The sequence below is a fragment of the Kitasatospora cystarginea genome, assembly GCF_039533515.1.
In the GTDB taxonomy this organism is placed as follows: Bacteria; Actinomycetota; Actinomycetes; order Streptomycetales; family Streptomycetaceae; genus Kitasatospora; species Kitasatospora cystarginea.
The window spans coordinates 65,353-91,168 of sequence record NZ_BAAATR010000030.1; the positions used below are offsets into that span (position 1 = coordinate 65,353).

The 25,816-nt window shown below is 69.9% G+C and carries 13 protein-coding genes and 1 tRNA gene; 7 read left to right on the top strand and 7 right to left on the bottom strand.

Annotated elements, in window-relative coordinates:
• Nucleotides 1-147: 147 nt before the first annotated feature.
• Nucleotides 148-459, bottom strand: coding sequence for a hypothetical protein (locus ABD369_RS27820; RefSeq protein WP_344639300.1), 312 nt, complete (start codon nt 457-459; stop codon nt 148-150).
• 161 nt (nt 460-620) lie between these two features.
• Here ABD369_RS27820 and ABD369_RS27825 point away from each other — a divergent pair, with 161 nt between their 5' ends.
• Nucleotides 621-1,589 carry a tyrosine-type recombinase/integrase gene (locus ABD369_RS27825; RefSeq protein WP_344639301.1) on the top strand — a complete coding sequence of 323 codons (969 nt, stop codon included), beginning with the start codon at nt 621-623 and terminating at the stop codon, nt 1,587-1,589.
• On the opposite strand, the gene ABD369_RS27830 is transcribed toward ABD369_RS27825, so the two are convergent.
• From ABD369_RS27830 to ABD369_RS27845, 4 genes are all read right to left on the bottom strand, one after another.
• Nucleotides 1,555-1,641, bottom strand: a tRNA-Pro gene (locus ABD369_RS27830). The two genes, ABD369_RS27825 and ABD369_RS27830, sit on opposite strands and share 35 nt — an antisense overlap.
• Before the next feature lie 528 nt (nt 1,642-2,169).
• Complete coding sequence (locus tag ABD369_RS27835; protein ID WP_344639302.1) at nt 2,170-3,915, bottom strand: AfsR/SARP family transcriptional regulator; 1,746 nt, start codon at nt 3,913-3,915, stop codon at nt 2,170-2,172.
• A gap of 418 nt (nt 3,916-4,333) precedes the next feature.
• Nucleotides 4,334-6,724 carry a peptidase domain-containing ABC transporter gene (locus tag ABD369_RS27840; RefSeq protein ID WP_344639303.1) on the bottom strand — a complete coding sequence of 797 codons (2,391 nt, stop codon included), beginning with the start codon at nt 6,722-6,724 and terminating at the stop codon, nt 4,334-4,336.
• Between the two features lie 789 nt (nt 6,725-7,513).
• Nucleotides 7,514-8,851, bottom strand: coding sequence for a condensation domain-containing protein (locus tag ABD369_RS27845; RefSeq protein ID WP_344639304.1), 1,338 nt, complete (start codon nt 8,849-8,851; stop codon nt 7,514-7,516).
• A gap of 624 nt (nt 8,852-9,475) precedes the next feature.
• Here ABD369_RS27845 and ABD369_RS27850 point away from each other — a divergent pair.
• The 6 genes from ABD369_RS27850 (at nt 9,476) to ABD369_RS27875 (ending at nt 13,829) form a co-directional block, all read left to right on the top strand.
• Nucleotides 9,476-10,717, top strand: coding sequence for an ISL3 family transposase (locus ABD369_RS27850; protein WP_344639305.1), 1,242 nt, complete (start codon nt 9,476-9,478; stop codon nt 10,715-10,717).
• Nucleotides 10,614-11,537, top strand: coding sequence for a thioesterase domain-containing protein (locus ABD369_RS27855; RefSeq protein ID WP_344639306.1), 924 nt, complete (start codon nt 10,614-10,616; stop codon nt 11,535-11,537). The genes ABD369_RS27850 and ABD369_RS27855 overlap by 104 nt, the downstream gene beginning before the upstream one ends.
• Nucleotides 11,538-11,562: 25 nt before the next feature.
• Entirely contained in the window at nt 11,563-12,831 is a 1,269-nt protein-coding gene (locus ABD369_RS27860; protein WP_344639307.1) for an NAD(P)/FAD-dependent oxidoreductase, read from the top strand.
• Nucleotides 12,831-13,205: a hypothetical protein gene (locus ABD369_RS27865; protein WP_344639308.1), complete on the top strand. Its 375-nt coding sequence runs from the start codon at nt 12,831-12,833 to the stop codon at nt 13,203-13,205. Before ABD369_RS27860 ends, ABD369_RS27865 begins: the two co-directional genes overlap by 1 nt.
• A gap of 29 nt (nt 13,206-13,234) precedes the next feature.
• Nucleotides 13,235-13,435 carry an MbtH family protein gene (locus ABD369_RS27870; RefSeq protein ID WP_344639309.1) on the top strand — a complete coding sequence of 67 codons (201 nt, stop codon included), beginning with the start codon at nt 13,235-13,237 and terminating at the stop codon, nt 13,433-13,435.
• A 190-nt stretch (nt 13,436-13,625) separates the two neighbouring features.
• A complete protein-coding gene (locus tag ABD369_RS27875) occupies nt 13,626-13,829 on the top strand; it encodes a hypothetical protein (RefSeq protein ID WP_344639310.1) in 204 nt (67 codons plus the stop codon).
• Here ABD369_RS27875 and ABD369_RS27880 read toward each other — a convergent pair whose 3' ends face one another.
• Nucleotides 13,830-17,072, bottom strand: a complete 3,243-nt coding sequence (locus ABD369_RS27880) for an amino acid adenylation domain-containing protein (protein WP_344639311.1) — start codon at nt 17,070-17,072, stop codon at nt 13,830-13,832.
• The gene (locus tag ABD369_RS27885; protein ID WP_344639312.1) at nt 17,069-25,798 is read right to left on the bottom strand and encodes an amino acid adenylation domain-containing protein; all 8,730 of its coding nucleotides are present in this window, start codon (nt 25,796-25,798) and stop codon (nt 17,069-17,071) included. Before ABD369_RS27885 ends, ABD369_RS27880 begins: the two co-directional genes overlap by 4 nt.
• Between the last annotated feature and the right edge of the window lie 18 nt (nt 25,799-25,816).

Here is a 25,816-nt window from a genome sequence, read left to right on the forward strand (position 1 = left end):
CAGGGTTCTTCCCTTGGCGCCCGCTCACGGGAGACCCCCAGCTCATCCTCACTTTTCGGGGCTGGTGGTCGCATGGTGGTCGCCTGCGACGCCCAGACTGGAAGAGAACGATCCGCGCACCCCTTCGAGGCGATCACCATGCGCAGCTCACGCACCACCGGCGACCGCGGACGCGTCTACCGGCGCTGCGGCTGCCGCGACGACCACCGCCGCCAGCTCGGCACCCGCTGCCCGCACCTCGCCGCCGACCCCCGGCACGGCAGCTGGGCCTTCGCCGTCGACGTCCCCTCCGCCGACGGCCACCGCCGCACCATCCGCCGTGCCGGTTTCCCGGACGAGACAGACGCTCGCATCGCCCTGCGCCGCTTCAACGAGTCCCTGCCCATCGGTGTCGTCACCGACCCGAGGCAGAGCACCGCCGACTACCTGACCGGCTGGCTCGCCGAGAAGGAGCTCCACCTCAAACCCACCACCATCGCCGCTACCGCGACTACATCGAACAGGACCTCATCCCCGCCCTCGGCGCCATCCCCCTCGACGACCTCACCCGCCCGCACCTGCGCGCATTCGTCACCAACCAACTGCGCCACCACCGCGGCAGAGTCACCGTCCACCGGATCATGTCCACCCTCTCCAGCGCCCTCAGCGACGCCGTCACCGGCGAACGCCTCCCCCGCAACCCCGCGAAGCCTCCGCTCATCTCCAGGCCCGCCGCAGCCGAACGGCACCTGTGGACCGAAGAAGAGGCGGCCCGCTTCCTGCGCTTCACCCACCTCACCGACCCGCTCTACGCCGACATCGCCGAACTGATGATCGGAACCGGCCTGCGCAAGGGCGAGGTCCTCGGCCTGCGCTGGAACGACGTCCACCTGCCCGAGCGCACCCTCTTCGTCCGCGCCACTCTCTCCGTCATCGACAACACTCGGCTCCTGCTCACCGCCCCCAAGACCAAGGGCAGCCGCGCCTGGGTCGCCCTGTCCGACCGCGTCGCCGACGCCCTGGACGACCGCGCCGGCTCACGCGCCTTCGGCCACATCACCCCCGTCGGCGGCTACGTCTTCCACCGCCACGGCCGCCCCCTGCACCCCAAGACGGTCCTCGACCGCTTCCACCTGCTCTGCGACAAGGCCGGCGTCCCCCGCATCGCCCTGCACGACCTGCGCCACCTCGCCGCCAGCTTCGCCATGGCCGCAGGCGTCCCGCTCCCGATCGTCTCCAAGACCCTGCGCCACCGCACCCTGTCCACCACCGCGAACATCTACGCCGAACTCACCCGCCTCGCGGAGCGGGCGGCCGTCGACGCCATCGCCTGGACCCTCAACACCGCCGACCGCGCCGACCTCGGCCGGCCCGCATGCCGCGCCCGGCGCCCATGGCACCAGAACCCGCGCCCCCACCACCGCCTGGCCGCCCATCAGACGCCACAAGAGATCGAACCGACCACCGCCTGGCCGATGTGGCCCGGCGACCACACTGCGACCACCAGCCGACGGGACATCAAAAAGGCCGCTCCCGCCAGAAGCGGAAACGGCCTACGACCTGCAGTTATGCAAGTCGGGACGACAGGATTTGAACCTGCGACCCCTTGACTCCCAGTCAAGCGATTCAAGTAGTGTCACCAGCAAGGATCTGACGATCCTGGCTTCTTTGTTACCTCAACTACTCGCGCGCATCGGCAAGTTGGAGTCATCGAGCATGCGTCGCAACGATCCGATGGCAACTCGGCGCGAGGTGCCATCGGCGCCCATTTCGTTCGCGAGTGTCCGTTTCCGTCCATGGGCGCTCACCGGCGCCCACCGATCCTGGTCCCCAAATGGTCCCCAGGCCCATCAGGCCCATCCGATAACCGTCAGTAGCTACAATCTGGCGGCTGTTCAGGCACCATGGTTCGCAGCGATCCGAACGGGCTTCAGCAAGATCGCTGCAGGTCACCCTGCCGCCTCACCCAGTGGGGAGCGGATCAAGGCCGATTACCCATCAGCTACGGATCGTGATCTTCCAAGCGGTGTGTCGTCTTGAGCGTTCCCTTCCCGACCGGTCGCACTGCGCCTCGCGCCCTGCCCTGCACGCTCTGCCGGGACACCCCACCGCCCCATCAACCTTGGACACAGAACCACCCACTCCAAGGAGGAGCCCATGGCGCAGCGTCCGGGGGATCGTTCCAGCACTTCACTTCCTCCCGGCCACCCGGACAAAAGCAGTGTTGGTTTTGGCGCTGTGCTGGTTGAGGCCGATGATCTCAAGGGCTTTGCCCTGTCGGGTGCGGCCGGCGGTGATCGGGCCGAGAGCACCGTCAGCAGACTCACTTCGAGCGAAGAGGTGCACCAAGTCCCTCAGGCGGTACCTGAGTTGACCGGAGGCTTCGGCGCGGCAGACGTCGATCAGACGCAGGTCGACAAGCTCCTCGATAATGTCGGCCGCATCCATCTCCGGCAAGCCAAGAGCGGTTGACGCACTGGCCGCCGTGAAGCTGGGCTTGGCCTGGGCGCCGAGGAGAAGGAAGGCCTCCGTGGCCTCCAGGCTGAGCTGGTGGAAAGTCGCAGCGAGGCTGGCCCGGATCTCAAGATCGTTGTGGGTGAGCTCGGCCAGACGTCGCTCTTCATCGGCAAGGCGCTCGGCGAACTGGCCAAGGGACCAGTGCGGGCGTGCCAGGAGCCGTGCGCCCGCGATGCGCAGGGCAAGCGGGAGCCCGTCGGTAAACTGCCCGATTCGTGCGCCGCCCGCGGGATCGGTGGACAGTCGCTCTGGTCCAATGATCTGGCCCAGCAACTTGAGCGCGTCGTGGGCTTCCATTGTGTCCAGCTCGATGATGTGGGCGCCTTCCAGGCCTGCGAGTCGGCGACGGCTGGTGATCAAGGTGGCGCTTCCGCCCAGCAGCGGGCGCACCTGCCGCTCGTCGGAGACATCGTCAAAGACAGTGAGCACGCCTCCGTTCACCGCGGACCGGTAGAGCTCGCTCAGCTCGTCGTCGGTGTACTCCTGCTCTACGCCCTTCGTGCCCAGCATTCGCAACAGCCTGGGGAAGGCCTGGGCCGGCTGGACCGGCTGTGTGCTCATACCGTGGAGATCCAGATAGAGCTGGCCGGCCGGGAAGCGGCTTTTCATGAGGTTGGCCACGCGCATGGCGAGAGTGCTCTTGCCGACGCCCGCCATTCCGGTGATCACCACAGTGGGCGGGATGTCCGCCGGTTCAGCCAGGATCGTGCAGACGCGGGTGAGCTCCCGGTCCCGGCCGGTGAAGTCGCTGAGGTCGGGCTTGAGATGGCTGCGCCGCTCCGGCGCGAGGGCCGGCGGCCAGCTAGTCTGCCCGGGGGTGTCGGCACCTGAACCGGGCCGGGCGACCGGAGAGTTCATCGTGCCGGGCTCGACGGTCTTGCCGCAGGACAGCGCGATCCTCCGGATCGGCTCACCGGCCAGGATCTGCCGGTGGACATCCTGCAGTTCCTGGGCCGGTTCGATCCCCAGCTCGTTGATCAGCTTCCGTCGGCAGTCCTGGAAGACACGGAGCGCGTCGGCCTGTCGGCCGGAACGGTAGAGCGCGATCATCAGCAGAACGGACAGGTGCTCGCGCAGCGGGTTCTCGACCAGCAGGCTGACAAGCTCGACCGCCGCCTCGGCCTGCCGTCCTAGGGCGATGTCGATGCCGATCCGGTCTTCCAGCACGGACAGGCGGCGCTCGGTGAGCCGCCTCCGCTCGGCCTCGAAGAACTCCGTGGCGAGTTGGCCGAAGACGTCACCCCGCCAGAGGCCGAGCGCGGTGTCCAGCCGCTCGCGGGCGGTGGCCAGGTCGATGTCGACCAACGCCACCCCCTCGGCCGCAGTCCGGGTGAAGACGTTGAGGTCCACCTGGTCGCGGTCGACCAGAAGCACGTAACCGTTGTCGATGAGCGGCAGCAGATCGCTGGTCCGGGACACGCCCACATCGGGCTCAAGGGCTCGCCGCAGGCCGCCCACGTACTTGTGGACGAGGTTGCGCGGGTTCCCGGGCAGGTCCTCACCCCATACCGCCTCGATGATCTCCGAAATGGCGTGCGGCTGACCCGTCGCCAGCAGGAGCCGGGCCAGTACGGCCCGCTGACGAGCCGAGCCCAGGTCGAGCTCCCTGCCACCGCGCCAGGCCCGGACCGGGCCCAGGAGTTCGAACCGGAAGGACTTCGCGATCTCGTGGGTGGGGGGGAACAGCTGTCTCACATCCTTCGTCGGGACCTCCTACTCGACGGTCGCAGGAGGAAGGGCGGCGGGCTCGACCGAGCTCAGGCCATGGGGATCCAGCCGAACGGCTCCGCGGTGGTGCTGGCCGCCGAAGGATCAGTGGCGGTAGGGCCTGGGATCGTCAGCTCACCAGAGCTCGGTATGGGCCTTCCTGCTCGGAGAGTTCGCGGGGATGCCCGCACTGGGTCACCCTGCCGTGCTCCAGGACGACGACCTGGTCCGCGGATTCGATCGCGGTCAGCCGGTGTGCGACCACCACGAGGGTCGTGGGCAGACCACGCAGCCGCTCGAAGATCTCCGCCTCCAGCACCGGGTCGAGCGCGCTGGTCGCCTCGTCCAGGATGAGCAGCCGCGGCTGACGCACCAACGCCCTTGCTAGGATGATCCGTTGACGCTGACCACCCGAGACGCCGGCACCACCGGGACCGAGCAGGGTGTCGTATCCCATCGGCATAGCAGAGATGTCCTGGTGGATGCCGGCCAGCCGCGCGGCTTCGACGATCTCGGACTCGGACACCTCCGAGCCACCCCAGCCGATGTTTTCCCGGATCGTGCCGGAGAACAGCCGGGAGTCCTGGTTGACGAAGGAGATCGACCGCCGGTACCCGCTGGTGTCCACCGAGACGAGGTCGCGGCCGTCCACCAGGACCTGGCCGCTGGTCGGCTGGTGCAGGCCTGCGAGCAACAGCGCGCAGGAGGACTTGCCCGAGCCCGAGGCGCCGAGGATCGTGGTGAAGCTGCCGTCCGGGACGGTGAACGAGACCTCGCTCACCACATCGGCCCGCCCCACCTGGTATGTGAAGGAGACGTTGCGCACCTCCAGCACGCCCCGGATCCCGTCGCCGTCGATCTCCAGGTCTGTACTCCTCCGTTCCGGCGCGGCCTCCATGATGTCGCCCAGCCTGGTCAGGTCGGCACCCAACCCGGCCACTTGGAAGCCCACTTGGACGCAGTTGGCGAGCGGCACCAGAAGCCCCATGGCAAGCACGCTGAAGCCGAGCACATCGCCGAGGGTGAGCTTGCCGGCGGAGAGCCGGTCCATGCCGACCGCCAGGATGATTAGCGGCGCAACCAGTTGCAGAGCCGTGCTGAGCGTCGAGGAGAGCGTGAGCAGCCGTCGGCTGCGCAGTCGGGTATTGAGCTCCTCGGCAAGGGTGTGGCTCCATCGGTGCCCAGCCGCCCCCTCGACGCCCGCCGCCTTGAGCGTGGCCATGCCGTCGAGGATCTCGACCAGTTCCGACTCGGCGCGGGACCGCGCCTCGAGCGCGTCGGCGCTCGCGTACTCCTGCCTGCGCCAGGTGGCCACCAGGAGGGCCACCTGCAGGAGAGCCACCGCGATGACCACCAGCGCCAGCGTGGGGTCGGCCAGCACCAGCAGGGTCATGTAGACGAGGATGAGGATGCCGTCGAAGACGCTGGCGAAGGCCGCGACGGAGAATACCTGACGGATCGTCGCACTGGTCCTCACCCGCTGCAGCAGGTCGCCCGGGCTGCGGCTGGTGAAGAAGTCGTACGGCAGCGCGAACATCCGGTTGAGGATCCCCAGCGTGATGTTCTCGTCGACAGCCGTCTGTATGGCGAGGAAGGAGAGCGAGCGCAGGAACTGCAGACCGAAGTAGGCCGCGGCCAGCACGGGTATGCCCAGCCAGATGTAGCCGGCACCGGAGGCCGCCTGCCCGGGCATCGCGTGATCCACCACGTACCTGGTGGCCAGCGGCATGCCCAGGTTGAACAGCAGCAGGATCAGGGAGCAGGCGACGAAGGGCAACCAGCGGTAGCCGGACGGAAAGAAGTGCCAGAGGTAGCGCCAGGGACTGGCGCCCCTGCTGCTCGCGGCGCGGCGGCCGCTCCAACTACGGGCGTTCTTCAGTCCCGGCGTGATCTGGAGGGCGACACCGGTGAAGGACTCCCCGGCAGTCGCGAGACTGATCCGGCGTCGTCCGAGCGCCGGATCGACAATGTGCACCCAGTCGCCCTGCACTCCTTCGAGGACCACGAAGTGGGCGAAATTCCAGAACAGGATGGTGGCCGGGGGCAGCTCCCGAAGCCCTTCGAGACTGACCCGGACCCCGCGGGCGTTGAAGCCGTACTCCCGTGCCACTTCGAGGATCTGACGTGCAGACACGCCATCACGGCCGGTTGTGGTGGCCTGCCGCAACTCCTGAATGGGTACATCGGCACCGTGGAAGGCCAGCACCATGGACAGCGACGCTGCTCCGCAGTCGCTGATCTGCGCCTGCAGGCGAACCGGCACTCGCGGCCGAGGGGCGAGCGCCCGTCGCACCCTTTGGAGCCCGGTCCCGGCAGGACGGTACGGCCGCCGCGCCAACCGCCCAGTCTCGACCTGCGGCCCGTAGTCCCGTACGGCGCCCCTGGCGGAGAGCGCCTGCCGGCGGAACCTGCCGCGCGTGGCCTGCTGCAAGGTGGGTCGGTCGCCGCTCTCCGGGGTCTCGACAGTACTCACTGGAGGGTTCCGTCCGGGTAGCCCGAGGCCTTGGCCCGCTGCCCACACCAGGACCGGGCGCCGCGCATCGGGCGCAGACCGACAAGGCCCGTTCGTCTTTGGCGAGTTGCCTGCATGATTCCTATCTCGTGTTCCGAGCGAGGTGCCTTGTGAGCAGCGGTGGAACGGTGGTGGATTGCCGTGGGCGTACAGTGGGCCGGGGCCTCCTGGCAGCTGTTCCCTGTCAAGAGGCCCCGGCTGCCGAGCGTCAGAGCGCTCAGCTCATGACGGGGAACGCCGGGATGGCGTGGCCACCGACCACGTCGGCGAGCTCCTCGTCCGCCAGAACGGCGATGTCGACGCTCTCGAACTCGATGTTCTCCATGCTGTTCACCTCCTCCGAAGGTCTCGTCGTTCAGTCCGGTCCGGAGACCGGACCACTGCGGTCAGAAGCTCTTGACGTTCGTCCCCTGCAGGGCAGCGCCGCCGACGATGTCGGCGAGCTCCTCGTCCGTCAGGGCGGCGATGTCGACGCTCTCGAACTCGATGTTCTCCATGCTGTTCACCTCCTCCGAAGGTCTCGTCGTTCAGTCCGGTCCGGAGACCGGACCACTGCGGTCAGAAGCTCTTGACGTTCGTCCCCTGCAGGGCAGCGCCGCCGACGATGTCGGCGAGCTCCTCGTCCGTCAGGGCGGCGATGTCGACGCTCTCGAACTCGATGTTCTCCATGCTGTTCACCTCCCTTCGGATATGAGACCGAATGGAATTCCACGGCCGGGCCGCGCCGACCGCGCAGCAGGGCGCTGCGCGGTCGGCGCGGCATAGAGAACCGTGGGAGGCTCCGCGAATCACAGAGCCTCAGTAGGAAATACTGATGCCGCCCAGCCTGCTGCTGAAGGCACTCATCACGCGCTGCACCACCGCAGGAGCGGAGAACTGCGGGCCGAGCACCAGTGTGAGGTTTAGGGAATTAACCCCGCCGATGATCTTGAGTTCCATCCCGCTGGAGATGTAGCGGTAATCGGCTGAGTAGCTTCCGGGTCGCGCGGTGAAGCTTTCGTAAGTCTTCTCACCAGGACTCAGATCGCGATTGAAATAGCTTACCACGAGCTTCGGGCCCGGAGTTTTCCCACCGGGGGTGATCCGCTCCTGGATCTCGGTCAGGGTAGCGCTGTCGACATTCCGGTACGCCGCGACAGCCATGACCTCACGCCGTACCTGCCGGACCACCTGCCGGGGATCCTTGCCTCTTTCGACGGATATCGGAAGGGAGACCGTGAACATGCCTGAGGTCTTTTCCTCGGACGGCGTGCGCGCGTCCATCGGCATCCAGACGTCGACCCGGTCCGCGGACGTCACCGCGAACGCCGCGTCCGCGATCGCACTGACGGCCAACTGAAACTCGGTGCAGCCGGAGAGCCTCGAGAGGGACCGCAGCGCCGTCCGCTCAGCCCCCCTCACGACGGCATTCGCGACGACGCACTCCCCCGGCTCGGAGCGCTCCTGGAAATCCTCCCGCGGAACCTCGACGGGCGCCCTGCCAGCGAGGCGTTTGCTCCAGAATTCGGCCGCCTCGGCCCGCCCTGGCGCTTCACTCCCGCCATGTCGCCCGGCTGCCAGGACGAAGCTGTCCGGGGTCGGCTCCGGCCAGCCCGGGGCACCGGCCGCCTGATGCTCGTAGTTACGCCACAAGCTCCGCAGAACCAGTGCCACACCTCGCCCGTCCAACGCCACATGAGAGAAGGATGCCAGAAAGGCATGGACCGTCGGGGAGTAACGCAGGATGCGAAATCTGAAGGGATATCCGACTGCCAGGTCCCAGGGATCGGAAAGATCCTTTCCGAGCACCATGGCCACATATCGGGAGAACTGCTCCTCCGAGGAGCTTTTTACCTGCCGACAGTCGACCAGGGTCTTGACATCGGGTTCGTCGCGCACCCATTGCAGCGGATCCCGACCAGATTCATCCAGGATTCCGATACGCAGCGCGTCATGCTGGCGCACTGTTTCCGCTAGAGCCGCGACGAAAGCCTTTACATCGAGTCCGCCACCGATCCGGTACGCGGCATGGAGGGCAGTGGATATCCCCGGACTCCGCTTTGACCGAAGGTAGTGCGAATGCTGCCCAGGCGTCAACGGATGCTGCCTGAGAGTCAACTGGTATCGCTGTGGCGACCCTTTGCCTGATGTGTGCATCTTCCCCCTCAACGCACCTTCGGCTCGAACAGCACGCGAACTTTACCGTGCTGAACAGGATCCAACCGGCGGGCACGGCGCATGTCAATACGTAAAACTTCCATCAAGCCAAAGGTCTGTCCCGGGGAACTGTGCTACTGAGCCCCTTGGACCAGATGCATACATACACCCCCTACGAGGAGAATGTCCGAACTGCCGCCCGGACCGGGCAGGCTCGACGGGATCGGACCGAGGACGCGGTGGTGCGTCGCTGCCCTCAGCTCGCCGCGGTCAGGGGGAGTTGAGGTCCTGTTCCCACGGTCCACGCCGACCGGGCGCGGCATCATCGGCCGGGCATGGCGGGCGTCACCGAAATCACCGTTCGCTGCCGCTCGCGGCACACGCTCGGCAGTCCGGCTTCAGCGGGACACATTGGGAATTCACGGCGGCTTCAGTGGCCGTCGGTAGTGTCACGCGAAGGATGACACCTTCATGCCTGAAAAGGATCCCATTTTGGGCTCTCCTGCCGTATGTGTGGGTGCGCTGATCTACGGCTGGACGTGAAACACGCCGTCCTCTGTGACCCTTGAGGTGTCGAAGCCCAAATTGGATCAAGCAGAGAGACGGCGTGCCTGCCTTCAGCATATGGAAGCGCACCCTGATGGTCGAAAACACGAGACGGTGCACTGGGACAAATCAGAACAATGTGTAGTCGCGTCGGTACGGCCTGACGCGCGGCGGCGTGGACGGTGCGGACTGTGCCGACGCCCGGCCCCTTGGTACGACCAGGGACGCGGCCGACGCCGGTGGCGGGACCTGGACCACGGGGCGGTGCGGGTGTTCCTGGAGGCCGACGCCCCGCGGGTCGCCTGCCCCCGGCACGGCCCGACCGTGGCAGCGGTGCCATGGGCCCGGCACAACGCCGGCCACACCCTGGCCTTCGACCAGCAGGCCGCATGGATGGCCGCCGAATGCTCCAAGAGCGCGGCGGCCGAACTGTTGCGCTGCACCTGGCGCACGGTCGGCAGGATCGTCGAGCGCTACACCGCCGACCGCGACCGGGGCGCGGACCGGCTGGCGGGGTTGCGCCGGATCGGGATCGACGAGATCTCCTACCGCAAGGGCCACCGATACATGACCGTCGTGGTCGACCACGACACCGCCCGCGTGGTGTGGATGGCCGACGGCCACGGAACCGACGTCCTCACCCGGTTCTTCGACGAACTCGGCGAGGTCCGGGCCGCGCGGCTGACGCACATCAGTGCCGACGGCGCCGCCTGGATCGCCCAGGTCACCGCCGATCGGGCACCGCGCGCGCTGCGGGTGATGGACCCCTTCCACGTGGTCGCCTGGGCCACCGAGGCGTTGAACACCGAGCGTCGGGCCTCGTGGAACCGGGCCCGCCGAGAGCTCGGCGACCGCCAGGCCGCCCGGGCGCTGAAGGACTCCCGCTTCGCGTTGTGGAAGAACGCCGAGGACCTGACCGACCGCCAGGCCGCCGAGCTCACCTGGATCGCGGCCACCGACCCCAGGCTCCACCGCGCCTGGCGACTGAAGGAAGCCCTGCGAGCCGTCTTCGCCCTGTCCAAGCGCCGCCCGACCGCGGCTTTGAAGGCCCTGGACGCCTGGATCAGCTGGGCCCGCCGCTGCCGGATCCCCGCCTTCATCGATCTCCAGCGCAAGATCGTGCGCCACTACGACGCCATCCGCTCGGCGCTGATCACCGGCCTGTCCAACGGGCTGATCGAGTCCACCGACACCAAGACCCGCCTGATCATCCGCCGTGGCTTCGGCTTCCACTCCGCAGACGCCGTCATCGCCCTCGTCATGCTCACCCTCGCAGGCCCCCGCCCCACCCTCCCAGGACGCCAACCCCCAACAGCATGACCCACACATACGGCAGGAGAGCCTGAAATGGCCGCCTTCGTCGAGGCCGTGCAACGGCCGAAGGAGTCGGCGCAGTCGTTGGTGGTGCTCAAGCGCGGAGACGAAGGCCGCACGCCGCTCTTCCTGCTCCACCCCGTCGGCGGAAGCGTCTACTTCTACCGGGAGCTGGCCCGCCTCCTCCCTGCCCGGGCAGCCGGTCTACGGCTTCCAGGCCGCCGGGCTCCGCGACGACGCCGCACCCCGACGGAGCGTCGAAGAGATGGCCGCTCACTACCTCAGGGAGGTTCGTGGCGTGCAGCCGGCCGACCCCTACGCGCTCGGCGGAGCGGCGTTCGGCGGTCTCATCGCGCTGGAGATGGCGCAGCGGTTGCGGGCTGAGGGCGAGACGGTGGAGCTGCTGGCGCTGTTCGACACCCCGGGTCCGGGACAGATGCCGCCCAACAAGCACGGGGGTCTCTCTGCAGAGGCCGCGGACGAGCTGCTCGCCGAACGCATGTCCGCAGAGGGCGTCGAACCGGGTGAGTCGGCCGATGCGTACGCGCGCCAGGTCTTCGACGTCTACCGGGCCAACCTCGAGGCGCTGCACGCCTACCGTCCGACCCCGTACGCCGGTCCGGTCCTGTACTTCCTCGCCGCGGAGCGCCGGGACGGAATCGACCCGGCGCGCCCGGACTCGGCCTGGACACCGCTGGCCCGCGCGGGACTCATGACCCACACCCTTCCCGGCGACTACCTCGCGATGTTCGCACCCGCGAACGCCGAGACCATCGCGCGGGTTGTGACGACGAACCTCCAGATGGGCAAGGTGCACAGTGAGTAGCGATGTGGATATCTCATGTGACGTATTGATCATCGGCGCCGGTCTCGCCGGTGGCTCGCTGGCGCGCCAACTGCGGCTGGAGCAGCCGGATCTGGACATCGTCGTGGTCGACAGGATCACGCACTTTCCGCCCGGCCTGGACGAGGCGTCCGGGGAGGAGTTCTCGAACTACGCGAACCGGGTCCTCCGGATAGGCCCTTACCTGCGCAAGCACCACTACGTGAGCTCGGGCATGCGCTTCTTCTTCGACTCGTCGGGGCGCGACCTTCCGCTCGACCGGATGTCCGAGATCGGCGGCCGAAGTCCTCACCCGATCCCGACGTACCTGATCGATCGGCCCGTGGTGGAGCAGGCGCTCTGCGAGATGAACCGCGAGTGCGGTGTGCGGGTCCTCCTCGGGACGGAGGTGCTGCACTGCGGCCCGGGCGAGTCCCCGGCCAAGGCGATAACGATCGACGGTGACAACGGGCATCTCGTCCGCACCACCGCGGGCGTCATCCGCTGCCGCTGGCTGGTCGACGCGGCCGGAGAGGAGTCGCCGATCGCCCGGATGCTCGACCTGGTGTCCGAGGACGACCGCAATCCGATCGCGGCCGCCTGGGGGCGCTTCGACGGCTGCCTGTCCCTTGACGACCTCGGTACCAAGGCCTGGCGTCAGCGCGTCCCGCACTGGGGCCGTGCGTCGTCCATGACGTACTTCATGTACCGCGGGTACTGGATCTGGCTGATGCCGCTCTCCGAATCGCAGTACAGCATCGGCGTCGTCTTCGACCGCCGCCATGTCCAGCCGCGGGTCGGTTCGGGCGAGGAACTGCTGGCCTTCCTCCAGGAGCACCGGGCCGTCGGGGAGATCCTCGGGCCGGATCCGCAGCCCGTCGCCTTCGGGACGCGCGAGCGGCTCGCCCGCTTCGCCAAGCAGCAGTTCTCGGAGCAGCGCTGGTTCCTGACCGGCAACGCCGGCACCGTGCTCGATCCGATGTTCGCCAGTGGCTCTTCACGGAGAACAACAAGCTTATCGGCGAGTTCATCAAGTCCGACCGCACCGGCCGCGGGCACGAACTCCCGGGGATGGTGCACCACTACGGCATCCGGATGCGCAGCCGGTACGAGAAGCTGCTCAACACCTTCGGCCACTACGTCTCGCGCGGCTCCTTCGACGCCTGGAGTGCCTGGCTGGCATTGCGCAACCGGGTCTACTACAACCGCATCGTCCCGGACGCGCTGGAGGACCACCGGATTCTGCTGCACTTCGCCCGCACGCACGGCACCGACTGCCAGTGCAACGACCAGGTGATGGGCGGAAAGCTCTCCCGACTGCTGAAATCCGCGGACCGGCTGACCGAGGAGTTCGTCGGCCTGCTCGACGCCCGGGACAGGTTCCATACCTGCAACGAGGGCATGTTCCTGGACTCACGCTCATTCGACCAGGACGAGACCCTGATGGCCAAGGTCTACAAGCGGCGGGACTGGACACTGGAGGTCCCGGCGGACGAGCGGACCTACGAGATCTTCTGCCGCACCCTGGTCCGCCGGCTGATCGAGATCTCCGGGGCGTCCTGGAACGAGGCGGGGTTCAAGGCGGTGTTCAACCCCGACTGGGACGGCCACCAGCCGCTGGAAGAGATGTTCAAGGGCGTTCTTGGAGAACGCCCGCAGATCCGGTCCTGACGGGAACGACGATGTGGAGGGCGCCGACCATGGGCGATGACGAGTCCGGCCTGCGGTACAAGGTCGTGGTCAACGACGAGGAGCAGTATTCGATCTGGCCGGCCGACCGGTCCAACCCGGCGGGCTGGCGTGACGCCGGCGCGTACGGTGCGCGCGAGGAGTGCCTGCGCTGGGTCGACGAGAACTGGACGGACATGAGGCCGCTGTCGGTGCGCGGCCGAGCCCACTGAGCCGTCGGCCCCGAGGCCGACGCCGTAGAACCGAGCAACCCGGGGCGGGTCCGGCCGTAGTGCCGGACCCGCCCCGGGTTCTCACGTAGGGAGGATCACTGTATCGATCGAGTTCGTTCGCCGCCTGGACGGCCTGATCTACCGCTTCCGGCTGGACGGCACCTTCAACGGCAGGCCGTCCTACCGGAGGGTGGACCTGGCGCTCTGGTGCCGCTGGCTGCCGCCCCGCGGCTGGTGCACCTGCGATGCGGACGGCGTCGCCAACTCTTGGCCGCTCCACCCCCAGACGGGCGAGGAGATGTCGCCGCCACTCGGCCCCTGGCGCAGCTGGAAGGCAGGCAAGTCGTACCTCTACGACCTGCGGCAGGGCGACGAGGGCCAGAAACCGGCCTGATCACGCGCCGGTGCCGGCGTCGCCGCCCCGGACCGCGTCCATGGCCGCCCTGCGCCGCTCGAGCCGGCTCTGCACCCCGGCGAACGCGGGCCGGGTCTGCGTGCCAGCGATGTGCCGTGCCAGTTCCGAGATCGTCGGGTACTTGTACAGGTCGGTCATGAGCAGCTTGCCGGGATACACGAACTTCAACTGGCCGTACACCCGGGCCAGCAGCAGTGAATCGCCGCCGAGGTCGAAGAAGCCGTGGTCCGCTCCCAGGCGGGGGACCCCGAGGACGGCCGACCAGATCGCGGCGATGGTCTTCTCGGTCTCGGTCTCCGGCTCCCGGTGGGCCCGCCCGGTCTGCACCGGACCGGGCGACGGGAGCGCCTCGTGGTCCACCTTCCCGTTAGGGGTCAGCGGCACGGCGTCGAGCTCGACGAACGCCGAGGGCACCAGGTACCCGGGAAGGGCTGCCCGCAGTGCCCTGACCGCTTCGGCACGGTCGAAGGAGTGCTCCTCCTCACACACCACGTAGGAGACCAGGCGCTTGGTACCCGGCTGGTCCGTTCGTACCACGGCCACGGCGTCGCGGACGCGATGCAGCGCCCGGAGCGCAGCCTCGATCTCGCCGAGCTCGATCCGGAAGCCGCGGAGCTTCACCTGGCGGTCGCCGCGGCCGAGGTACTCGAGCTGGCCGTCGGCGAGCCGGCGCACCAGGTCTCCGGTGCGGTAGAGGCGGGCGCCCGGGCGGGCGCCGAACGGGTCCGGGAGGTACCGGCTCGCCGTCAGCGCGGCCCGGCGGTGGTATCCCTGGGAGACTCCCTCGCCGCCGAGGAAGAGCTCGCCCGCGACACCGACCGGGACCGGCAGCAGCTGGGAATCCAGGACGTACGCCTGCGAGTTGGCGATGGGCCGCCCGATCAGCGGCTTACCGCCGTCCGGCGGGATGAGGGCGAAGGTCGAGTAGACGGTGTCCTCCGAAGGGCCGTACAGGTTGTACACCTTGCGCACCCCCTTCTGCCGGTGGATCCGGTCCACCAGGTCGCGCGGCAGCGGCTCGCCGGCCAGGTTCACCACACGTACCCCGGACGGGAGTTCGCCGAGGCGCAGCAGCGTGTCCAGCGCCGAGGGGACGGTGTTGACCAGCGTCACCCGGTCGCGGGCGGGCAGCGACGGCAGCAGGAGCGCGTTCTGGGCGAGGACGACGGTGGCGCCGGTCGTGAGCGGCAGGAAGAGCTCGAAGACCGAGAGGTCGAAGCAGATCGAGGTCGACGCGAGCGTTCCCGAGAGCTCCTCGGCCGAGTACACGCCCTTCGCCCAGGCCAGCAGCGCGAGGACGTTGCGATGGGTGATCCGAACGCCCTTCGGCACACCCGTCGAGCCGGAGGTGTAGATCACCAGTGCGACGGAGCCGTCTCCAGCCGGTTCCGGGCTCTCGTCGACCGGTTCCGGAACCACCTCCTCCGGTGAGGCCGTTCCATCCTCATCGACCAGCAGCACGCGGGCACGGGAGCCGGACAGCGAGCCGCGGGTCGAGGTCTGGGCCAGGACGACGGCGGGTGCCGCGTCGTCCAGAATGTGGGCGATGCGCGAGGCCGGGTACGCCGGGTCGAGCGGCACGTACGTCGCCCCGGCCTTCCAGGTGGCGAGCAGCGCTGCGGGCAGGTCGGCCTCGCGCTCCAGGCAAATGCCGACGAACGCACCCGGGGCCACCCCCGCCCGGCGCAGTCGCCGGGCGAGCCGGTCCGCCCGCGCGTCCAGCTCCGCGTACGTCAGGTTCTCCTCGCCGGCGATGAGAGCCGTCGCCTCCGGGGTGGTGGTCGCCTGCGCCTCGAACAGCTGGTGCACGCCGCGCTGTTCGGGCAGCTCCACGCGGGGCCCGGTGGAGTCGGCGAGCAGACGGTCCCGTTCGCCCGCGCCGACGATCGGCAGATCGCGGATCCGGCCGGGCGCGGCGGCCAGGCCGGTGAGCAGCGTCTCGTAGTGCCCGAGCATGCGCTCGATCGTGTCCGCGTCGAACCGGTCCTCGTCATAGGAGAGTTGGAGCGACAGGCATTCGCCGGGGGCGACCGTCAGGGTGAGCGGGAAGCTGGTCTGCTCCGACATCCGGATCGAGTCGACCCGGAGCGGTCCGCGCTGCGCCTCCAGTGCGGCGCCGAGCGGGAAGTTCTCGAAGACGACCAGCGAGTCCGTCAGCGGGACGTCCCCGTGCAGCCCGGCCCAGCGGCGGATCTGCGCGATCGGGGCGTAGCCGTACTCCTCCCGCTCGACCTGGGCCGTCTGCAGCGCGCGCAGCCAGTCGAGCGCGGGGGCCTCGTCGTCGACCATGACGCGCACCGGAAGCGTGTTCAGGAAGCACCCGACCGCCGACTCCACCCCGTCGAGTGCCGCCGGACGCCCAGAGGCGATCGTCCCGAGCAGCACGTCGCGCTCACCGCCGTAGCGGCGGAGCAGGATCGCCCAGGCCCCGTGCACGTAGGTGCTGAGGGTGATCCGCTCGCGGCGCGCGGCGGCGATCAGGGCGGCGGTGGTCCCGGGTGGGAGCAGACGGCGTCGTTTGGCGACCGGGCCGCCTCCGGGCGCGCCGGCGGTCGGCGGCCGGTCGACCCCCAGCGGCGTCGGCCCCTGCACACCGGCGAGCGACCGGCGCCAGTACTCCTCCGCTTTCGCGGTGTCCTGCCGACGCAGCCAGGCGATGTACTCGCGGTACTGGGTGGCCGGCTGGAGCGCGGCTGCCGTGTTCTCCAGCCGGGCCCGGTAGTACCGCATGACCTCGGCCAGCACGGTGGGCATGGACCAGCCGTCGGAGATCGCGTGGTGGCGCGTCCAGAGGAAGCGGTGGCGGGCAGCCGAGAGCCGTACCAGCAGGCACCGCATCAGCGGAGCGCGGGCGGGCGCGAAGTCCTCGGTGCGGTCCGCCTCCAGGAGGTCGGTGAACCGCGCCTCCTGTTCGCCGTCCGTCAGCGCGGTCCAGTCCTCCTCGCGCCAGGGGAGCTCCACGGTGCGGCGCACGATCTGCACCGGCTGCTCCTGGTCGAGCCGCAGGAAGCAGGTCCGGTGGACGGCGTGCCGCGCCGTGACCTCCCTCCAGGCGTCCCGGAGCGCTCCGGTGTCGAGCGGACCGTGGATGTCGAACGAGAGCTGTACGACGTAGACGCCGCTGTCCGGCGCGAGCTGCGACTTGAGCAGCATCGCGTGCTGGAGCGGCGACAGGGGATAGATCGCCTCGATGTCGTTCCGCTGGTTCATGCCGGTGCTCATCCCTGGTCCTCGAGTTCCCCGAGCAGTTCGTCCAGTGCCTCCTGCGTGAGCTCGATGTCCGGGAAGTCGGACGGGACGAGCCGGACGAGGCCGGCCCGGCCGTTGTCGATGCTCCGGCACAGGGAGGCGGTGAACCGCGACGAGAGCGCCTCGATCGTCGCCGCGTCGTGTACGGCCTCGCTGAAGGTGAACTCCATCCGGAGCCGACCGTCCGCCACGATGCCGTTGATGTTGAGCAGGTGCTTCCGCTGCTGAGCGGCCCCGTGCGGCGCGCCGACGGGTTCGGTGGACAGGGTCAGCAGTGCACCCTGGGACCGTGAGGCATCCGCCTGGCCGAGGTAGTTGAAGACGATCTCCGGCTGCGTCCCGCCGCGCAGGCGGGCACGCACCGATTCCTCGGGAGCGAGGTGGCGCAGCAGGCCGTACCCGATGCCCCGCCTCGGGATGCGCCGCACCTGCTCCTTGACGGCGGCCAGATGATCGCCCGGTGCCGCCGGGAGCTCGATGCGGAGCGGGTAGATCGCGGTGAACCAGCCGACGGTCCTCGACACGTCCGCGTCCTCGAAGAGCTCCTCGCGCCCGTGCCCCTCGACGTCGACGAGCAGTGACCGCGAGCCGGTCCACGGCGCGCAGGCCTCGGCCAGGGCCCAGAGCAGCACATCGTGCACCTCGGCCTTGTGCGCCGCCTGCACCTCGCGCAGCAGCGAGGTGGTCTCCTCCACCGAGAGCTCCGCGGTGATCGTCCGGGCGGTCGCCTCGGTGTTCTCCCCGTCGCGGTCACGCGGCAGAGCGGCTGTGAAGGGTTCGATCTGGCCGGCCCAGTAGTCGAGTTCGGCGCGCGTCCGGTCGCTGGCGGCCTCCGCCTCCAGGCGGGCGATCCACTCCTGGTAGGAGGTGGTCTTGGGCAGAAGCCCGGGCGTGCGCCCGTCGCGCAGGGCCTGGTAGGCCGCCTGGAGGTCCTCCATGACGACCCGCCAGGAGATGCCGTCGACGACCGTGTGGTGGACGACGGTGAAGATCTGGTCCGCCCGGCGTCCCCCGAAGCCGATGTAGACCATCCGCATCAGCGGACCGTGTCCGAGGTCGAGCGAGCGGTGGGCCTCGGCCTGCATGGCGGCGATGGCGCCCGGCCAGGACGAGGGCGGCTCGCCGGTCAGATCGAGGTGGCCGACCGGGGCGCCGTGCTCCTCGGGCGCGTCCGTCCACTGGCTCCATCCCGCGGCGTCCCGGACGAAGCGGTTGCGCAGCGCGTCATGGTGCCGTACCACGGCGTCGCGGGCACGGGCCAGCAGGTCGAGATCGAGCCGGGCGCCCTCGACGTCCACCAGCACGGCCTGGTTGTAGTGCTGAGGGTCGGCCAACTCCTGTTCGAAGAACCAGCGCTGGATCGGTGCGAGCCCGGACTCGCCGACCACCGGGCCCTGCTGGGCCTGCGACCCGGCGCCGCCCTCCCGGGCCACCGCCGCCAACTCGCCCAGGGTCTGGTGCCGGAACAGGTCGCGTGCGGCGAGCAGGACTCCGGCGTGCTTGGCACGCGAGACCATCTGGATGGCGATGATGGAGTCGCCGCCCAGCTCGAAGAAGTTGTCGTCGACGCCGACCCGCTCCAGCCGCAGCAGTTCGCTCCAGATCCTCGCCAGGCTCTGCTCGACCGGTGTCCGGGGTGCGGTGAACTCCTCCGGCGCCCGCTGCTCCGCCCCGGCCTCGGGGAGGGCCTTACGGTCCACCTTCCCGCTGGGCAGCAGCGGCATCGCGTCCAGCTGGACGAAGTGCGCCGGGACCATGTACCGCGGCAGCCTCTCCTCCAGGTGCCGGCGCACCGCCGTGGCATCCGACGGCCCTTCGGCGACGACGTACGCGACCAGCCGCCTGCCGCCTCGCCCGTCCTCGGTCGCCACGACGGCGGAGGCACGCACGCCGGGCGCGCCGGCCAGTACCGCCTCGACCTCGCCGAGTTCCACCCGGAAGCCGTGGATCTTCACCTGGTGGTCCCGTCGGCCGATGAACTCGATCCCGCCGTCCGGCCGGTAGCGGACGACGTCGCCGGTGCGGTACATCCGCGCCGCCGGGTCTGCTTCGAACGGGTCGGTGACGAAGCGCTCGGCGGTGAGCTCGGGCCGGTGCAGATAGCCGAGCGCGACGCCCTCACCCGCGATGCACAGCTCGCCGGGCACGCCTACCGGTACCGGGTTCAGCCGCTCGTCCAGCACGTACACCCGGGTGTTGGCGAGCGGGCGGCCGATCGAGGTGCCCGCCCCCGACACCGGGTGGCTGGTGGACCAGATGGTCGCCTCGGTCGGGCCGTAGACGTTGAGCACCTGGCCGCCGACGGTCCGCGACAGGCTCTCCGCCAGCACGGGGGGCAGCGCCTCGCCGCCGACGAGCATCCAGTCGAGCGCGCCCAGCGCGGCCCGCGCCTCCTCGTCGGCGGTCAGCAGTGCCGCCAGCGACGGGGTGCACTGGAGGTGGGTGACGGCGTGCTGCTCGATCAGCCCGGCGATGTCCTCGCGTGGCTGCTCGCCCGGTGCGGGCGACACGGACCGGCGCAGCTCGTCCAGGTGCTCGAAGCTCGCCAGCACCTCGTCGGCCGGAACACCGAAGTCCACCAGGCAGGCGATCTCGTCCACACCGGCCGTCTTCAGCCGGTCGACGACCGTCGCGCAGCTCTGTGGAGTGCCGAACAGGCCGCTGGTCTCGTAGTACCGGTCGAAGGCGTGGTCGAGGAGCGCGTCGAGGTCGTTCTCGTCGAAGTCCTCGAGTTCGAGTCCGCGCGAGCGCGCGATCGGGCGGACGAGGTCGACCGACTCGCGGAGGTAGTTCTTGAACGGCTCGTGCACGGTCTTCCGGACGCGGTCCTCGTCGTCCGAGACAAAGGTGTGGAGCATCAGCGTGACATGGCCATCGCCGGGGTGGCCCGCCTCCCGCCAGGCCGCTCGGTAGACCTCCAGTGCCCCTGCCAGCTCCTCGACCGACTGGCCGAGGAGGTGGGTGAGCACGTTGGCCCCGACGGTGCCGGCCCTGCGGAAGGTCTCCGGATTGCCCGCCGCCGTGATCCAGACCGGAAGCTCGGGCTGGACCGGGCGCGGAAGCGTCCGCACCTCGATCTCTTCGCCGGTTCCGGAGGCGGTACGCACGGCCTCACCCCGCCACAGGCTCCGCACCACCTCCAGATCGCGGAACATGATCTCCTTGCGATCGGCGAAGTTCTGCGGCGCGATCGCGAAGTCGTGCGGCTGCCAGCCGGAGGCGATGGAGAGCCCGACCCGGCCACCTGACAGGTTGTCGATCACCGACCAGTCCTCGGCGACCCGGATCGGGTTGTGCAGCGGAAGGACGAGGCTCCCGGTGCGGATTTTGATCCGGCTGGTCGCGGTGGCGAGGGCGGCGGCGGTGATGCTCGGGTTCGGATAGAGCCCGCCGAAGGTGCCGAAGTGCCGCTCCGGCGTCCACACGGCGGCGAAGCCGTGCTCGTCGGCCCACCGCGCGCCCTCCAGGAGCAGGCGGTACTTGTCGCTCTCGCGCTCGCCGGCGTCGCTGGCGAAGTAGAACAGGCTGAAGTCGACCGGCCGGTCGCCGCCCGGCTTCCGGCCGGCACTGAGCACCAGCTCCGCACCGGTGAGGACCACCTTGAAGCCCCGGGTGAGCGTCCACAGCAGTTCCAGGACGGAGATGTCGAAGGTGTAGTGGGTCAGGGCGAGCCAGGTGCCCGACGGCTCGCCACCGAACCGGCGGTCCATGGCGGAGAAGAAGCCGGCCAGGTTCCGCTGGCCGACCATGACGCCCTTGGGGTGGCCGGTCGATCCCGAGGTGTAGATCACGTAGGCGGGATCCTCGAGGCCGGGCCTGCGGGTCGGCGTGGTCTCGTCGGTCGCCGCGTCCAGCTCGGGGTCGATCGGTACGACGGTGGGCGGCAGCTCCGCGGCGCGGTCGGCCAGCGCGACCACGAAGCCGAGCCGGGCGTCCTCGATCACGTAGCCGATGCGCGCGGCGGGGGCGTCGGGGTCGAGCGGGATGTACGCACCGCCGGCCTTGAGCACGGCAAGCATGGCGACGACCATCTCGACGGAGCGGTCCAGCCAGAGGCCGACCAGGACGTTCTCCTCGACCCCCTTGGCGCGCAGGCCGTGCGCCAGCCGGTTCGCCGCCCGGTCGAGCTCGCCGTAGGTGAGCGAGCGGTTCCCGAGGACGACCGCGGTGGCCTCGGGCTGCGAGCGCACCCGGGCCTCGAAGGCATCGGCCACCAGCGGCTCGTCCACGCGGCCGCGGAAGTGGCTGTTCCACTCCGAGAGGACGAGCTCCCGCTCCGGCTCGGTCATCAGCCCCAGTTCGCTGATCCTCGCCGCCGGGTCGCGCAGGATCGAGCGGAGCAGCTCCAGGTAGTGCCCGGCGAGCCGCTGCACCGTCCCGGCGTCGAAGAGATCGGTCCGGTACTCGATCCGGCCGGACACGCCCTCCTCGTGCTCGACCAGGTCGAAAGTGAGGTCGTACTTCGCGACGGTGCCGGGAAGCGTCAGCGGCTCGATCCGCAGGCCGTCCATCCCCAGCCCGGCGTCCGGGGCCGGCTGGAAGACGAACAGGGTCTGGAACAGCGGCGTGTGCCCTGGATCGCGCGGCGGGTTCAGCGCCTCGACCAGCCGCTCGAAGGGCAGGTCCTGGTGGGTCTGTGCGGCGAGCGTCACCTCGCGGACCCGGCCGAGCAGTTCGGCGAAGTCCGGGTCGCCGGACAGGTCGGTCCGGATCACCAGGGTGTTGAAGAAGCATCCGATCAGGTGCTCGGCCTCGGCCCGGGTGCGGTTCGCGAGCGGCGTGCCGACGGCGATGTCCCGCTGACCGGTGTAGCGCGAGAGCAGTACGTTGAAGGCCGCGAGCAGCACCATGAACATCGTGGACCGCTGCTCGTGGGAGAGCGAACGCAGCGCGGCGACCGTGGCCGGGTCGATGTCGATCGGCAGGGTCGCTCCCGCAGCCCCTTGGACGGCGGGCCGGGGCCGGTCGGTCGGGAGCTCCAACAGGGCCGGCAGATCGCGCAGTTGCTCGGTCCAGTACGCCAGCTGCGGGCGGATCCCGTCACCGTCGAGCCACTCGGTCTGCCAGGCCGCGAAGTCGGCGTACTGGATCGGCAGCGGTGCGAGCGGCGAGCCCTGCCCGACCCGGAAGGCGGTGTAGAGGGCCGTCACCTCCTGCCACAGCAGGGCGGTCGACCAGCCGTCGGAGACGATGTGGTGCAGGCAGAGCAGCAGCACGTGCTCCTGCCGCGTCACCCGCAGGACCGACGCGCGGAACAGCTCGTCCAGCTCCAGGTCGAACGGCCGAGCCGCGAAGGCCTGGGCGTACGGGATCACGTCCGCGGCGGTGACGTCCGCCACCGGCACCTCGAAGGGCGCCGGGCCGCGGACGACCTGCAGCGGAACGCCCCCTGCCCGCACGATGCCGGTGCGCAGCGCCTCGTGCCGGCGGACCACCTCGTGCAGGGCCCGGACCAGCACCTCGACGTCCAGCTCGCCGTCGATGCGGATCGCCGCAGGGATGTTGTACGCGGCGCTCGCGCCGTCGACCTCGGAGAGCACCCAGAGCCGGCGCTGCGCGTAGGACAGCGGCATCGGCCCGGTGCGCTGGATCGGTGCGATGGTGTCGGCCCCGGTGGCGGCACCGGCCTTCCCGGCGTCGACGAGCACGGCCAGCCCGGCCACCGTAGGGGCCTCGAAGAGCGCGCTGACCTGCAGCACCACACCCGTCATGGCCCGGACGCGGGCGACCACCCGGGTGGCGCCGAGCGAGTTCCCGCCGAGCGCCCGGAAGAAGTCATCGTCCACTCCGATCCGTTCGCAGCCGAGGATCTCCTCCCAGAGCACGGCGAGCAGGGCCTCCGTTTCGGTCCGGGGCGCGACGTAGCGCGCGGAGCGCGAGGCGGCCAGCTCGGGGGCGGGAAGCGCTCGGCGGTCCACCTTCCCGTTCGGGGTCAGCGGCAGCGCGGGCAGGCAGACGATCGCACCGGGAACCATGTACTCCGGCAGCCGCCTCCGCAGCTGTTCGCCGAGTTCGTCGGTCCCGAGGCGGGTTCCGCGCCGGGGGACGACATAGGCCGCGAGGTAGGCGCCGGCGCCTTCATCACGGGAGACGATCACGGCATCGGTGATGTTCTCGTCGCGGCGCAGCAGGGTCTCGATCTCGTTCAGCTCCACCCGGTGACCGCGGATCTTCACCTGGTGGTCGGTACGGCCGAGGAAGACCACCGCACCGTCCGGTCGCTGCCGCACCAGGTCTCCGGTCCGGTACATCAGCGCGCCGGCGTCCTCGGCGAACGGGTCCGGGAGGAACCGCTCGGCGGTGGCGCCCGGCCTGCCCCGGTATCCGCGTGCGATCCCGCGCCCGCCGAGGTACAGCTCCCCCGGGGCGCCTTCGAGCACCGGCCGGAGCTTCGCATCGAGCACGTAGGCGCGGTAGTTGGCGATCGGGTGGCCGATCGGGATCACGCCGGGCTCGTCCCCGGCCTCGGTGTGGACCAGGGCCCCGACCGCGCTCTCGGTCGGCCCGTAGTGGTCGATCACCCGGAGCCCCGGGCGCAGCCCGCGCACCCGCTCGACCAGCGGCGTGGTGAGCTCCTCTCCCCCGAGCACCAGGCAGGAGGCGGGCAGCAGGTCGGCCGCGTCCGGTGCGTCGAGCAGCGCGGCCAGGTGCGAGGGGACGATCTTCAACAGGTCGATCGGCTGCTCGCGGAGCCGGCGGGCGAGCGCGTCCGGGGCTAGGACCTCCTCCGGCGCGGCCAGGAAGAGCGACCGCCCGGTGCACAGCGCCCCGAAGACCGCGGTGTGCCCGAGGTCCGCCGCCGTCGTCGCCAGGGTGCAGAGCACGGCGTCCTCGGGCAGCGCGAACTTCGGCATCACGCCGTCCACGTAGGCGCAGATCGCACGGTGCGGAACCCCGACGCCCTTGGGCTGCCCGGTCGATCCGGAGGTGAAGATGACGTACGCGAGGTTCTCCGGGTGCACGTCCGCGCCGACCGGGGTCGCGGGCAGGGCGCCGAGCTCGGCGGCATCGGCGTCCAGGTCGATGACCGACGTCGCGCGGTCCCGGCCCCCCTCGAACAGACCGCGGTGGGTGACGAGCACCGCCGGACGGACGTCGTCCAGCATCTGCTCGATGCGTGCGGCTGGCAGGGCGGGATCGATCGGGACGAAGGCACCGCCCGCCTTGAGCACCGCGAGCAGTCCGATCACGTACTCGACGGAGCGTTCCACCACCAGCCCGACCGGGACGTCCGCGCCGACGCCGTGCGACCGGAGGGCGTGCGCGAGCCGATTGGCCCAGACCTCCATCTGACGGTACGTCAGCCGATGGTCGCCGCAGACCACCGCGAGCGCCTCGGGCCGCGACTTCGCGTACAGCTCGAAGCGCCGGTGGGCGAGCTGCGGATCGGCCGGCAGCTCGCGCGGGCCGGTACCGTGGCCAAGGACGCGGGCCGTCTCGTGCCGGTCGGCCAGGCCGAGATCGTCCAGCGGTGTCCCGGGCGCGGCCGCGACCGCACGGAGGACGGCGGCGTACTGCTCGGCGATCCGCGCCGCGTGCCGCTCCGAAACCTGCCGCTCGTCCCGGACGACACTGAGCACCAGCTCGCCGCCGCCCGTCCGGACCACCGCGAGGTGCAGGGCCGAACCCGCCGGCCCGCCACTGATCCCGGTCAGGCTCAGCCGCAGCCCCCGTGCGCTCGCCGGGACAGGCAGCTCGGTGAAGGCGAAGCTGAACGGAAACGCGTCGGCGGCCCGTGCCACGTCGAAGGAGAACTGGTCGGCCGGGGCCTCGGCCAGCGACCGGTCGAGTTCCTTGGCGAGGGCGTCGAACGGCAGCGACCGGTCCATGGCGGTGAGCACCGGTACCGGACTCTCGAACTTCCCTACGACGCCTTCCAGTTCGTCGAGCCCGCGCGAGGTCGCGAGGAACGCCGTGACGATCTCCTCGTGAGCGGTGAGCCGCCAGAGCAGCACCTGCCAGGCCCCGAGGAGGAGCGCGCCCATCGAGCAGCCGGCCTTCGACGCCGCCTGCTCGATCGCCGCGGCCGGCCCGGCTTCGAGCACGACCGCCGATTCCGCCGGGCCACCGGCCGGGCCCGCCTCGGACGGCACCCGCAGCTCGCATGCGGCGGCGAGCTCACGGGCGCTCCAGCCCTCCATCCGGGCCGCCGCCTCGTCCGTGCCGACCTGCTCGTGCAGCCACTCCGCCGCATCCAGGTACTGCAGCGGCTCCTCCTTTGGCGCGGCCCCGCCGAGCAGTTGCGCGAGCTCCTCGTAGACCACGGCGAGCGACCGGTGGTCGACGAACATGCCCGAGGCGGTCAGCAGCAGCACCGCGCGGTCGGAGGCCGCCAGCAGACGGGCCCGCAGTACGCCGGTCCAGTGGCCGGCCAGGTCCTCCTCAGCCGCACGGTCGAGCGCCTCCGCCGCGGCCGAGGCGCCCTCGGGCAGGACCGCGTCGATCCACTCGGGCTCCGCCGACTCGTCCACCAGCTGCAACGGCACGGCCAGGCCGGGCACATGGGCCAGGCGCGAGCGCAGGGACTCGTGCCGCGCGACCACCGCCAAAAGCGCGCTGCGGACCTCCTCGCCCGACACCGGCCCCTCCAGCAGGATGCGGGCCTGGACCCGCCGTCCGGCCGCGTGCGACCAGGCGTGGAGTTGCGGAGGGGAAAGGCGGAACCCGGCCTCCGACATGTCCAGATCGGCGTCGTTCATCGTTTGCGACTCTCCAGT